Annotated in this window: 10 protein-coding genes; 6 read left to right on the forward strand and 4 right to left on the reverse strand. The window is 65.9% G+C overall.

The annotated features are described in order from the left end of the window. On the forward strand, positions 1-1,793 hold a 1,793-nt coding region (gene thiC, locus VLF18_RS03850), incomplete at its 5' end, for a phosphomethylpyrimidine synthase ThiC (protein WP_325278301.1). Positions 1,794-1,841: 48 nt separating this feature from the next. Here the strand turns inward: thiC and VLF18_RS03855 are convergent. Further along, positions 1,842-3,419, reverse strand: coding sequence for a choice-of-anchor Q domain-containing protein (locus tag VLF18_RS03855; RefSeq protein WP_325278302.1), 1,578 nt, complete (start codon positions 3,417-3,419; stop codon positions 1,842-1,844). A 146-nt stretch (positions 3,420-3,565) separates the two neighbouring features. On the opposite strand from VLF18_RS03855, the gene VLF18_RS03860 reads away from it, so the two are divergent. Next, complete coding sequence (locus VLF18_RS03860) at positions 3,566-4,588, forward strand: DUF2333 family protein (protein WP_325278303.1); 1,023 nt, start codon at positions 3,566-3,568, stop codon at positions 4,586-4,588. Positions 4,589-4,664: 76 nt separating this feature from the next. Here VLF18_RS03860 and ppa read toward each other — a convergent pair whose 3' ends face one another. Together ppa and VLF18_RS03870 are read right to left on the reverse strand one after the other, a co-directional pair. Then, entirely contained in the window at positions 4,665-5,207 is a 543-nt protein-coding gene (gene ppa, locus VLF18_RS03865) for an inorganic diphosphatase (RefSeq protein WP_325278304.1), read from the reverse strand. 155 nt (positions 5,208-5,362) lie between these two features. Then, entirely contained in the window at positions 5,363-7,408 is a 2,046-nt protein-coding gene (locus VLF18_RS03870) for a sodium-translocating pyrophosphatase (protein ID WP_325278305.1), read from the reverse strand. Between the two features lie 409 nt (positions 7,409-7,817). Here VLF18_RS03870 and VLF18_RS03875 point away from each other — a divergent pair, with 409 nt between their 5' ends. Next, positions 7,818-8,177 (forward strand): DUF805 domain-containing protein, encoded by a 360-nt coding sequence (locus VLF18_RS03875; RefSeq protein ID WP_325278306.1) that lies wholly within the window; start codon positions 7,818-7,820, stop codon positions 8,175-8,177. Positions 8,178-8,224: 47 nt separating this feature from the next. Here VLF18_RS03875 and VLF18_RS03880 read toward each other — a convergent pair whose 3' ends face one another. Then, positions 8,225-9,487: a 6-phosphofructokinase gene (locus VLF18_RS03880; RefSeq protein WP_325278307.1), complete on the reverse strand. Its 1,263-nt coding sequence runs from the start codon at positions 9,485-9,487 to the stop codon at positions 8,225-8,227. 186 nt (positions 9,488-9,673) lie between these two features. On the opposite strand from VLF18_RS03880, the gene VLF18_RS03885 reads away from it, so the two are divergent. The 3 genes from VLF18_RS03885 to mpl form a co-directional block, all read left to right on the forward strand. Beyond that, positions 9,674-10,246: an adenylate kinase gene (locus VLF18_RS03885; RefSeq protein ID WP_325278308.1), complete on the forward strand. Its 573-nt coding sequence runs from the start codon at positions 9,674-9,676 to the stop codon at positions 10,244-10,246. Positions 10,247-10,325: 79 nt separating this feature from the next. Then, positions 10,326-10,895: a hypothetical protein gene (locus VLF18_RS03890; RefSeq protein ID WP_325278309.1), complete on the forward strand. Its 570-nt coding sequence runs from the start codon at positions 10,326-10,328 to the stop codon at positions 10,893-10,895. 4 nt (positions 10,896-10,899) lie between these two features. After that, positions 10,900-11,772 (forward strand): UDP-N-acetylmuramate:L-alanyl-gamma-D-glutamyl-meso-diaminopimelate ligase (gene mpl, locus VLF18_RS03895; RefSeq protein ID WP_325278310.1); only part of this gene is annotated, 873 nt, incomplete at its 3' end.

Raw genomic sequence — 11,772 nt, forward strand, 5'->3', positions numbered from 1 at the left:
AGATCCACGTTACCGGCAGCCGTGACGATCTGCGCGTACCGCTGCGCGAGATCGCGCTCGCCGACACGCCGCTCGTGTTCGGCGCCGAAAAGAATGCGCCGGTCACGGTCTACGACACTTCTGGTCCCTATACCGATCCGGACTACCGCATCGATCTGAGTGCCGGGCTGCCGGCGCTGCGTGCGCGCTGGATCGCCGAGCGCGGCGATGTCGAACAGCTTGCCGGGCTGTCGTCGGAATTCGGTCGCAAGCGCGAAGCGGACCGCCGCCTGGATGCCGTGCGATTTCCGAACCTGCGCCGTCCGCTGCGCGCGAAGGCCGGAGCGAACGTGACCCAGATGCACTATGCGCGCAAAGGCATCGTCACGCCGGAAATGGAATTCATTGCGCTGCGCGAGAACCAGCGCATCGAAGCGCTCGAAGCGCACCTGCGCGTGCAGCATGCGGGCGAGAGTTTCGGCGCCGCGTTGCCGAAACTCATCACGCCGGAATTCGTGCGCGACGAAGTCGCGCGCGGCCGCGCGATCATCCCGAACAACATCAATCATCCCGAATCCGAGCCGATGATCATCGGCCGCAACTTCCTGACCAAGATCAACGCGAACATCGGTAATTCGGCGGTGACTTCGTCGATCGCGGACGAAGTGGAAAAAATGGTCTGGTCGATCCGCTGGGGCGGCGACACGGTCATGGATCTGTCCACCGGCAAACACATCCACGAGACGCGCGAGTGGATCCTGCGCAACTCGCCGGTGCCGATCGGTACCGTGCCGATCTACCAGGCGCTGGAGAAGGTAGACGGCAAGGCAGAAGAGCTGACCTGGGACATCTTCCGCGACACGCTGATCGAGCAGGCCGAGCAGGGCGTGGACTATTTCACGATCCACGCGGGCGTTCGGCTCGCGCACGTCCCGCTCACGGCCAGGCGCGTAACGGGCATCGTCAGCCGCGGCGGTTCCATCCTGGCCAAATGGTGCCTCGCGCACCACCGCGAAAATTTCCTCTATACGCACTTCGAGGAAATCTGCGAAATCATGAAGGCCTACGACGTCGCATTCTCGCTCGGCGACGGCTTGCGTCCCGGATCAATCGCCGATGCGAACGATGCCGCGCAGTTCGCCGAACTCGACACGCTCGGCGAACTGACGCATGTCGCGTGGAAGCACGACGTGCAGACCATGATCGAGGGGCCGGGCCACGTGCCCATGCAGCTCATCAAGGAAAACATGGAGCGGCAGCTGCGTGTCTGCAGCGAAGCGCCGTTCTACACGCTCGGACCGCTGACCACCGATATCGCGCCGGGCTACGACCACATCACGAGCGCGATCGGCGCGGCGATGATCGGCTGGTTCGGTACGGCGATGCTCTGCTACGTGACGCCGAAGGAGCACCTCGGTCTGCCGAACAAGCAGGATGTGCGCGACGGCATCATCGCCTACAAGATCGCCGCACATGCGGCCGATCTCGCAAAGGGGCATCCCGGCGCGCAGGCGCGCGACAACGCGCTGTCGAAGGCGCGCTTCGAATTCCGCTGGCAGGACCAGTTCAACCTCGGTCTCGATCCCGAGAAGGCGCAGGAGTTCCACGACGAGACGCTGCCGAAGGACGCGCACAAGGTCGCGCACTTCTGTTCAATGTGCGGCCCGCACTTCTGTTCGATGAAGATCACGCAGGACGTGCGCGACTACGCGGCGGAGAAAGGTGTCAGCGAGAGCGACGCGCTGGCCGAGGGCATGCAGGAAAAGGCGAAGGAGTTCCGCGACAGCGGCGCGCAGCTCTATCGCGAAGCCTGAGCGCAGCCGCGACGGCGTCGATGTCCGACGCCGTCGCGGTCGCGCTCTTCAGAAGCCGTAGCGGAAGATCGTGTCTTCGGGCGACTGGCGTTCGACCGCACCGATGTCCACGCGGCCCGCTGCAATGCGCGCGAGACCTCGCTGATCGGTGGGTGCCAGACCCGTACCGGCCGGATCGCCCGCATTGAGCGCAAGGCTGCCGACGCCGGGCAGCAGGCTCAGCGTCGTTCCGCCGTTCATCGCGAGCGTGCCGAGCAGCGGGTCGGTGCCGTTGACGATGTTGCCGCTGCCGGCGGCCAGCGTCGCGCCGCCGGCGTTTTTTACCAGGGTATAGTTTGGCGCAAATGATCCATGGAGGTCCGGCGCGGTCGGTGCGTTGTTGTTCGCAACGATCGTGTTGCGCAGCGTTGCACCGCCGCCGGTGCGCAGGATGCCGCCGCCGTTCGCCGCGCTGTTGCCCGCGATCGTGCCGGAGACGATCGCAAGGCTCGTTTCCGCCGCGCTGTAGATGCCGCCGCCGTTCGCAAGCGCGCTCGAGTTGCCGGCAAGTGTCGTATTGGCGAGCTGCAGCGCGCCGCCGTCCTGATAGGCGATGCCTCCGCCGGATTGCTGCGCGGTGTTGTTCGCCAGGCTGCTCGACGAGAGCGTCGTGTTCACGAACGCGGCCGAGATGCCTCCGCCGGTCAGATTCGCCGCATTGCCGGTGATCTGCACGCGCTCGAGCGACACGGCCGCAATGATCGGCAGGACTTGCGGCTGCTGTGCGCTGAGCCACAGCGCGCCGCCCTGGCCGAGTTGCGCCGTGTTGCCGACGAATCGCGTCGCCGTGATGCTTGCGGTTGCCGTGGCCTTGGAGCCGTCGATGCGCAGGCCGCCGCCGCCCGTGATGCCGGTCTGGTTCGGCGGCAGCGTGCTCGAGGTGTTGTCGCTGAAATCACTGAGCGACACGGTGACGCCGACCGCGCGCAGATAACCGCCGCCGCCGCTGCGGCTCGCCGTGTTGTCGACGGCGACGACGTTGTCGAGGACGACGTTGTCGATGTCCTGCGCGCCGAAGCCGCCGCCGTCGGCCGTCGCCGTATTCGCTTCGAAGCGAGTATGGCGCAGCGTCAGCGTGGTCGACGTCGTCGGAAAGACGTAGAGCCCGCCGCCGCGCTGTGCGGTGTTGTTGCGAAATACACTGTTGCTGATTGTCAGGTCGCAGTCATCGGCAAAGAGCGCTCCGCCCTCGTCGGCCGACGCGCCGTTGATGAAAGAGAGTCCCGTGATGTCGACGGCGATGACGGCTTCGGGTGTCGTCGGATCGATGCGGAAGACGCGCGAGACGTTGTTGCCGCTGAGGCTCAGGCGCGTTGCGCCGGGGCCGGTGATGCGCAGATCGTCGATGATGTCGATGGCGCCGCCGGTCAGCGCGATGATTCCTGTGACGCTGCTGCCGAATGTGATCGTGTCGGCGCCGGCCGTGCGGTTGGCCTGGTCGATCGCGTCGCGCAGGCTGCCGGTTCCTCCGTCGGCCGTGCTCGTGACGTTGAACGTGGCCGCGCCGGCGAGCGACGGCAGGCCGAGCAGCAGCAACGCGCACGCGCGCGACCGCAGCGCGCCGAGGCGCGCGGTGATGGTATTCATGGACTCTCCTCCCGGGCCGTCTGGCCCCCCGGCGGCGGATCATAGCGGCGTCGTGCCGCGGCGCCAGTGCGCCCGTCGCAGTTGCTCGCACTTGATCGCACGCGGGCCTACCCCAAGAATCCGTCATCACCCCCTGGATGACGCCCATGAGTTCGACCGAACCGCTGATCGCGACGCGCAAACGGATGCCCTGGTTCGGCGCCGTCGGCACGCTCGTGCTGATCCTCGTGCTGGCGCTGCTTGCGCTGATGTGGTGGTGGGACTACGAGCCGTCATCGCTCGACGTGCAGCGCGAGGCAGACCGGCGCGCGCAGGCGGTCAGCCAGCCGGTGGTCGTCGGCAGCGTGACGACGGCGACGCTGATCGCGAGCATCGAGACCCTGCTCGACAAGCGCGGCGGCTATCTGAGCAACGACCTTTTTCCGCCGGGCGCGTTCATGGACAACGTGCCGAACTGGGAATTTGGCGTGCTCAGCGCGAGCCGCGACCTGAGCCGCTTCCTGCGCAGCGACTTCAGCCGCTCGCAGACGCAGAGCGCGGAGGATCGCGATCTCATGGAGGCCGAGCCGCTGCTGTCCAGCCCGAACGACCGCTGGCTGTTCCCGAGTTCGGAGGGTCAGTACCGCAAGGCCGCGTCGCATTTGAACAGCTACCTCGTGCGCCTGGCCGACGCCGACCAGAGCGACGCGCAGTTCTATGCGCGCGCCGACAATCTCACGAGTTATCTGCGCGTCGTATCGAGCCGTCTCGGTTCACTGTCGCAGCGCCTGTCGGCGAGCGTGGGTCAGGTGCGCCTCGATACCGATCTCGCGGGCGATCGCAACGCGCAGCAGTCGACGCCCGGTGCCGGTCCGCGCATGGTTCAGACGCCATGGACGCAGATCGACGACGTGTTCTACGAGTCGCGCGGCTACACCTGGGCGCTGCTGCAGCAGTTGCATGCGCTGCAGCGCGACTTCGGGCCGGTGCTGCGCGACAAGAACGCGCAGGTCAGCCTGCAGCAGGTCGTGCGCGAACTGGAAGAAGCACAGAAAGGACTCGGCAGTCCGGTCATTCTCAACGGCTCGCCGTTCGGCTTCTTCGCCAATCATTCGCTGGTCATGGCGAACTACGTGTCGCGCGCGAATGCCGCGATCATCGACCTCATGACGCTGCTCGAACGCGGCTGACCGGCCCGCGCAAGGGTTCGACAATAAAAAGGCGGCCTCCGGGCCGCCTTTTTATTGTCGCTGCAAATGCCGAGGATCAGCCGTTGGCTTTGTCGGCCTCGTAGCGCGCCACGCCGTCGAGGACGTCCTTCTTCGCGCCATCGGCGCCGTCCCAGCCGTCGACCTTGACCCACTTGCCCTTCTCGAGATCCTTGTAGTGCTCGAAGAAGTGGCCGATGCGTTCGAGCCAGTGCGCCGAGACCTGCTTGATGTCCTCGATGTGCGCATAGCCGGCGAACACCTTCGAGACAGGGACCACGACGAGCTTCTCGTCGTTGCCGGCTTCGTCGGTCATGCGCAGCACGCCGACCGGGCGGCAGCGGATCACGGCGCCGGGAACGAGCGGCAGCGGCAGGATCACGAGGGCGTCGAGCGGATCGCCGTCGCCGCCGAGCGTGTGCGGGACATAGCCGTAGTTGCAGGGATACCGCATCGGGGTCGACAGCACGCGGTCGACGAAGATCGCGCCGCTGGCCTTGTCGACTTCGTACTTGACCGGTTCCGCGTCCTTGGGAATCTCGATGATGACATTGATTTCGTTCGGCACGTCTTTGCCGGTGGGGACGAGGTCCAGACCCATTGCAGTTTCCAGGATGAGGCCCCGGGGCGGGGCAGAAGGGCGCGAAGGATACGGCAAAACCCTTGTGCGACGCACCAAATCGCCGCGTCGCCGGCGTCCTGAAACGAAAGAGCCCCGCCGGAGCGGGGCTCTGTTTCAAGCGTCGTTGCCGGGCGTCAGCTGCCGAATTTCACCAGCAACGGCACGAGCAGCAGCGCGACGATGTTGATGATCTTGATCAACGGATTGACCGCGGGGCCGGCCGTGTCCTTATACGGGTCGCCGACGGTGTCGCCGGTTACGGCTGCCTTGTGCGCGTCCGACCCCTTCCCGCCGTGATGGCCGTCCTCGATGTACTTCTTGGCGTTGTCCCAGGCGCCGCCGCCCGTCGTCATCGAGATCGCGACGAACAGGCCGGTCACGATCGTGCCGATCAGGAGACCGCCGAGGGCCTGTGGGCCGAGCAGGAACGCGACGACGATCGGTACGCCGACGGGCAGCAGCGACGGAATCATCATTTCCTTGATCGCAGCCTTCGTCAGCATGTCGACCGCACGGGAATAGTCGGGTTTCGCGCGGCCTTCCATGATGCCCGGAATCTCGCGGAACTGGCGGCGCACTTCCTCGACGACGGCACTGGCGGAGCGGCCGACGGCTTCCATCGCCATGGCGCCGAACAGGTAGGGAATCAGGCCCCCGAGGAACAGGCCGATGATGACCATGTGGTTCGACAGGTCGAAGCTGACCACCTTGCCGGCTGCTTCGAGGTTGTGCGTGTAGTCGGCGAACAGAACGAGCGCGGCGAGGCCGGCCGAACCGATCGCATAGCCCTTGGTCACGGCCTTGGTGGTGTTGCCTACCGCGTCGAGCGGATCGGTCACGGCGCGGACTTCCGGCGGCAGTTCGCTCATTTCCGCGATGCCGCCGGCGTTGTCGGTGATCGGACCGTACGCGTCGAGCGCGACGATCATGCCGGTCATCGACAGCATCGAGGTGGCGGCCACCGCGATGCCGTAGAGGCCGCCGAGGTAGAACGCGCCCCAGATCGACGCGCAGACCGCGACGACCGGCCAGCCGCACGAGCGCATCGAGACGCCGATGCCGGCGATGATGTTGGTCGCATGGCCCGTCGTCGATGCCTTCGCCACATGACGCACCGGACCGTACTCGGTCGCCGTGTAGTACTCGGTGATGACGACCATGGCGGCGGTCAGCGCAAGGCCGATCAGCGCGCAGCCGTAGATCTTCATCGGGCCGGCGACCGCGGTCGCCATGAATGCCGTCGTGATCGGATAGAACGCGATCGCCGCGAGCACGCCGGAGACGATGACGCCCGCGTAGAGCGCGTTCATGATCTTCGCGCCGGGTTTCGTCTTCACGAAGAACGTGCCGATGATCGACGCGATGATCGAAACGCCGCCGAGCAGCAGCGGATACATTGCCGCAGTTGCCGCATCGATGCCGATCTTCGACGCCATGATGCCGCCGAGCAGCATCGTCGCGATCATGGTCACGGCGTAGGTTTCGAACAGGTCGGCGGCCATGCCGGCGCAGTCGCCGACGTTGTCGCCGACGTTGTCCGCGATCACGGCAGGGTTGCGCGGATCGTCTTCGGGAATGCCCGCTTCGACCTTGCCGACGAGGTCGGCGCCGACGTCCGCACCCTTCGTGAAGATGCCGCCGCCGAGGCGCGCGAAGATCGAGATCAGCGACGAGCCGAACGCGAGGCCCACGAGCGCATGCAGTGCGTCGTTCACGCTGTAGCCGAGTTTCAACAGCACGGCGTAGTAACCGGCCACGCCGAGCAGGCCGAGGCCGACAACCAGCATGCCGGTGATGGCGCCGCCGCGGAAGGCGACGTCGAGCGCGGCGGCGATGCCGCTGCGCGCGGCTTCCGCCGTGCGCACGTTCGCGCGCACCGAGATGTTCATGCCGATGTAGCCGGCCAATCCCGACAGGACGGCACCGAGGGCAAAGGCGATCGCCGTCGCCCAGTGCAGGGTGAAGCCCATGATGACGAACAGCACGACACCGACCACACCGATGGTCGTGTATTGCCGATTCAGATAAGCGCGTGCCCCTTGCTGGATCGCCGCCGCGATTTCCTGCATGCGTTCGTTTCCGGCCGGCTTGGCCAGAATCCAGCTGATCGACCATCCGCCGTAGGCGATGGCCAAGACCGCACACGCCAGGGCAATCCACAAACCGTACTGTTGCAGCATCGAACCCTCCCGTCCAAAACATGCACCGAAGTACCCGAACGGGCCGGCAGCGGGCGATGGAAGAGTCCGGCTGGCAATGACCTCCGACGTCCGCGCGAGCAGGGACGGTCGGCTTCCGGACACGCACTCACCCCGATCGTCGCCCCGTCCCCCGGGCCGACGAACCTGACGGCACACTCAAGCGGAAGTACAGCAGACCTACTGGCCGAGTATAGCCACGGATCGCACTCGTGTTTTTTGCGCTGCAATAGCGCCGCGACGCCGGCCTCGAATTCGCGCATACGCGGCTGTTCGCTGTGGCCTCCGGCACGCGTTCCCTGCGTTGATCCCGCTGCCCGTCGCATCGACGGCGGCGGCGACGGCCGGCGAATCGCTTCGTCCGGCATCTATCACTCAACGGGAGGTCGGTATGAACTGGGGGCAGCTGCTGTTTTCGTTCGACGGTCGCATCGGTCGCGGCGTGTACTGGGGTTTCACGGTCGCCGTGATCGTGTTGTTCTGCATTCTCGGCGGCGTCATGTTCATGACGACCGACTTCAGCAATCCACAGGGGGGTACCGGCCTTGGCGGCATACTCGTTGCCGTCGCCGGCCTTGCGATCATCTGGCCGGCGCTCGCGATCCATGCCAAGCGCTGGCACGATGTGGATAAATCCGCATGGTGGATCCTGATCGGCCTGGTGCCGGCCGTCGGCGCCCTGATCGCTTTGGTCTTCAACGGCTTCATGCCCGGCTCGCCCGGACCGAACCGGTTCGGCAATCCGAGCTGAGCGCGCCGCCGCCGCCGGCAAGGGGCCGGCGGCGGTGAAGATGCCGATTATTTGTCGGCGATCTGGTAGTCGGGCAATTTTTTCGCGACGAGCACCTTCTTCAGCCGCGCGTACTTCGGCAGTCCGTTCTTTGCATACGGTGGATAGGCTTCGCCGCGGATCAGCGGCTCCAGATAGCGCCGCGCTGCCTCCGTGATGCCATAGCCGTCCTTGCGGATGAAATTCTTCGGCAATTTCTTTTCGTGGTTCGCGACTTTGGCGAGCGGTGCGGCTTCGATCTTCCAGCGATACGGCGCATCCGACGTGCGCTTGATGACGGGCATCGTCGCGTTCTTGCCGGCGAGCGCGTATTCGACGGCCGCCTTGCCGACGGCGCCGGCGTGCTCGAAGTCGGTCTGCGACGCGATGTGGCGCGCCGAACGCTGCAGATAGTCCGGAAGAGCCCAATGGTACTTGTAGCCGAGCTTGCTCTTGACGAGCTGGGCGAGCACCGGCGCGAGGCCGCCGAGCTGGCTGTGCCCGAACGCGTCGCGCGTGCCCGCTTCGGCGAGAAATTCGCCGGCGGCGTTCTTGAGGCCCTCCGAGGCGACGACGGCGCAGTAGCCGACGCGCTCGACCGTTGCCTTGACCTTGGCCAGGAACGCTTCCTCGTCGAAGGTGATCTCCGGGAACAGGATCAGGTGCGGCGGTTCGTCGGCCGTGGTGCCGGCGAGGCCGGCCGCGGCGGCGATCCAGCCCGCATGGCGGCCCATCACTTCCATGATGAAGACTTTGGTCGAGGACTCGGCCATCGACTCGACGTCGTAGCCCGCTTCAAGGATCGACAGCGCCGTGTATTTCGCGACCGAGCCGAAGCCCGGGCAGCAGTCGGTGACGGCCAGATCGTTGTCGACGGTCTTCGGCACGCCGATGCAGGTCAGCGGATAGCCCAGCGCCTGCGCAACCTGCGAGATCTTGTGCGAGGTGTCGGCCGAGTCGTTTCCGCCGTTGTAGAGGAAATAGCGGATGTCGTGGGCGCGCAGCACGTCGATCAGCCGTTCGTACTGCGCGCGGCTCTGTTCCAGCGATTTCAGCTTGAAGCGACAGGAACCGAATGCGCCGCCGGGGGTGTGGCGTAATGCCGCAATCGCGGCGGCGCTTTCCTTGCGCGTGTCGATGAGTTCTTCGCGCAGCACGCCGATGATGCCGTTGCGCCCGGCGAGCACGGGCACGCCGTGAGCGCGCGCGGTCTCGATGACGGCGGCGGCGGTGGCGTTGATGACGGCGGTGACACCGCCGGACTGGGCGTAGAGCAGCTTGCCTTGAGGCATCGAGGACTCCTTGACGGCCACGAAGTGGCGCGATGGCGGATACGGCGGGACAGCGGGCCGGCGCGCGATGTCGGCGGCGGCGGCGGGTCCGGCGCGGTTTGACTAACCGGGTGGCGCCCGCTAGCGTTCACGCCAGAGTCTAACCTAGGCCCGGTCCGTCGCGGCCTCTCCAGGAATCATCCATCCATGCGTATCGTGCTACTCGGGGCGCCCGGTTCGGGCAAGGGCACCCAGGCGAGTGAGTTGAAGAAGGAACTCAACATTCCGCACATTTCCACCGGCGACTTGCTGCGCGCCGCCGTGAAGGCCGGCACGCCGCTCGGCCTCAAGGCCAAGGCCGTGATGGACGCGGGCCAGCTCGTTTCCGACGACATCATGCTCGGCATGATCGAGGAACGCCTGTCGCAGCCCGACGCGCGTGCCGGTTTCATCCTCGATGGTTATCCGCGCAACCTGTCCCAGTGCGAAGCGCTGGAAAAACTGCTCGATCGCCTGCAGCAACCCGTCGACGTCGCGCTGCAGCTCGTGGTTCCGAACGAACTGATCGTCGAACGTCTCGCCGGCCGTGCGGCGCAGGAAAACCGCAAGGACGACACGCCGGAAACGGTGCGCGAACGACTGCGCGTCTATGCCGAGCAGACCGCGCCGGTCGCCGGTTTCTATGAGCGCAAGGGCCGACTCACCGTTCTCGACGGCGTCGGCGAGTTGCGCGAGGTCTATCAGCGCATCCTGTCGGCACTGCCGCGACAGGCGGCTTGATCGCCACGACCCGCGTTTCGGCGCAGTCGCGTCCGGCTGCGGCGATGGTGTCATTCTCCGCGAGCGTCTCGGATCCGTGATGCCTTCCTTGCTGGCGATTCTTCGCGACATCCTGCTCCTGCGGCGCGGTCCGCAGGACTTGCCGTACTCGCCAGCGCTGCTGACGATGGCGGCGCTTGCGGGCCTGCTCGTTTCGCAGATGGCCGGCGTGTTGCTCCTGCCGACGCAGCAGGATCTGTTCGTGCGTGTCGCCGCTGCGCTGGGCCTCGGCCTCGGGCTGTTGTATCTGCTGCTTCATGTGCTGCAGCGACAAGCCCGCTTCGTGCAGACGGCGACGGCGAGCCTGTTCGTGGACCTCGTGTTCACGGCCATCACACTGCCGCTGCTGCCGCTCATCGAACCGGCACTGCGCGTCGCCGCCAAGCAGAACTCGACACCCGACGACATGGCCGCGGTGATGAACGGCGGAGTCGCCGCCGCGGTGCTGCTGTTCGTCGTCATCGGAATCTGGCGCATCCTCGTCGACGTCCACGTGCTGCGCCAGGCGCTCGAGATCCGTCCTTTCGCCGCGTTTCTCATCTATTTCGCGATGTTCTTCGCAAGCAACATCATGCTTGGCGCGCTGTTCGGCGTTGCCGAAGGAACCTGACGGCATGCGGCTGCACATCCTTGGTATCTGCGGCACGTTCATGGGCGGTGTCGCCGCGCTGGCGCGCGAGCTTGGTCATGACGTCGAAGGTTCCGACCAGAACGTCTATCCGCCGATGAGTACACAGCTCGAAGCGCTCGGCATCGGGCTCAAGGCCGGCTACAGCGCCGCGCATCTGGAACCGGCGCCCGGTCTCGTCGTCGTCGGCAACGCGCTGTCGCGTGGCAATGCCGCGATAGAACATATGCTCGATGCGGGGTTGGCTTATGTTTCCGGTCCGCAGTGGCTCGGCGAGCAGGTGTTGCGCGGACGTCAGGTATTCGCCGTCGCGGGTACGCACGGAAAGACCACGACCACGGCGATGCTGGCCTGGATCCTCGACGCCTGCGGACGCGAGCCGGGGTTTCTCGTCGGCGGCGTGCCGCAGAATTTCGACGTATCCGCGCGCCTCGGGCGCGGCGACGCGTTCGTCATCGAGGCCGACGAATACGACACGGCGTTCTTCGACAAGCGTTCGAAGTTCGTGCACTACCGGCCGCGCATCGCGGTCCTCAACAACCTCGAGTTCGATCACGCCGACATCTTTCCCGATGTCGCCGCGATCCAGCGTCAGTTCCATCATCTCGTGCGTACCGTTCCCGCGGGCGGCCGTCTCATCGTCAATGCCGAGGACGCGCATCTCGAACAGGTACTCGCGCAGGGTTGCTGGACGCCGGTCACGCGATTCGGCATGGACAGCGGCGACTGGCAGGCGCGTCTCGTCGATGCCGACGGTTCGGCGTTCCGTGTCCTCGTCGGCGGCGTCGATCGCGGCGAGTGCATTCATGACGTTGTGCCGCCCGATCAGTTCCCAGCGCACCTCGCCGCGATCGACGCC

Source organism: Tahibacter sp., from assembly GCF_035481375.1.
GTDB lineage: Bacteria > Pseudomonadota > Gammaproteobacteria > Xanthomonadales > Rhodanobacteraceae > Tahibacter.

Excerpts from the sequence above, each read along its gene's own strand:
- VLF18_RS03855 (WP_325278302.1), bottom strand. The coding sequence starts at position 3,419 with ATGAATACCATCACCGCGCGCCTCGGCGCGCTGCGGTCGCGCGCGTGC.
- VLF18_RS03860 (WP_325278303.1), top strand. The coding sequence starts at position 3,566 with ATGAGTTCGACCGAACCGCTGATCGCGACGCGCAAACGGATGCCCTGG.
- ppa (WP_325278304.1), bottom strand. The coding sequence starts at position 5,207 with ATGGGTCTGGACCTCGTCCCCACCGGCAAAGACGTGCCGAACGAAATC.
- VLF18_RS03870 (WP_325278305.1), bottom strand. The coding sequence starts at position 7,408 with ATGCTGCAACAGTACGGTTTGTGGATTGCCCTGGCGTGTGCGGTCTTG.
- VLF18_RS03875 (WP_325278306.1), top strand. The coding sequence starts at position 7,818 with ATGAACTGGGGGCAGCTGCTGTTTTCGTTCGACGGTCGCATCGGTCGC.
- VLF18_RS03880 (WP_325278307.1), bottom strand. The coding sequence starts at position 9,487 with ATGCCTCAAGGCAAGCTGCTCTACGCCCAGTCCGGCGGTGTCACCGCC.
- VLF18_RS03885 (WP_325278308.1), top strand. The coding sequence starts at position 9,674 with ATGCGTATCGTGCTACTCGGGGCGCCCGGTTCGGGCAAGGGCACCCAG.
- VLF18_RS03890 (WP_325278309.1), top strand. The coding sequence starts at position 10,326 with ATGCCTTCCTTGCTGGCGATTCTTCGCGACATCCTGCTCCTGCGGCGC.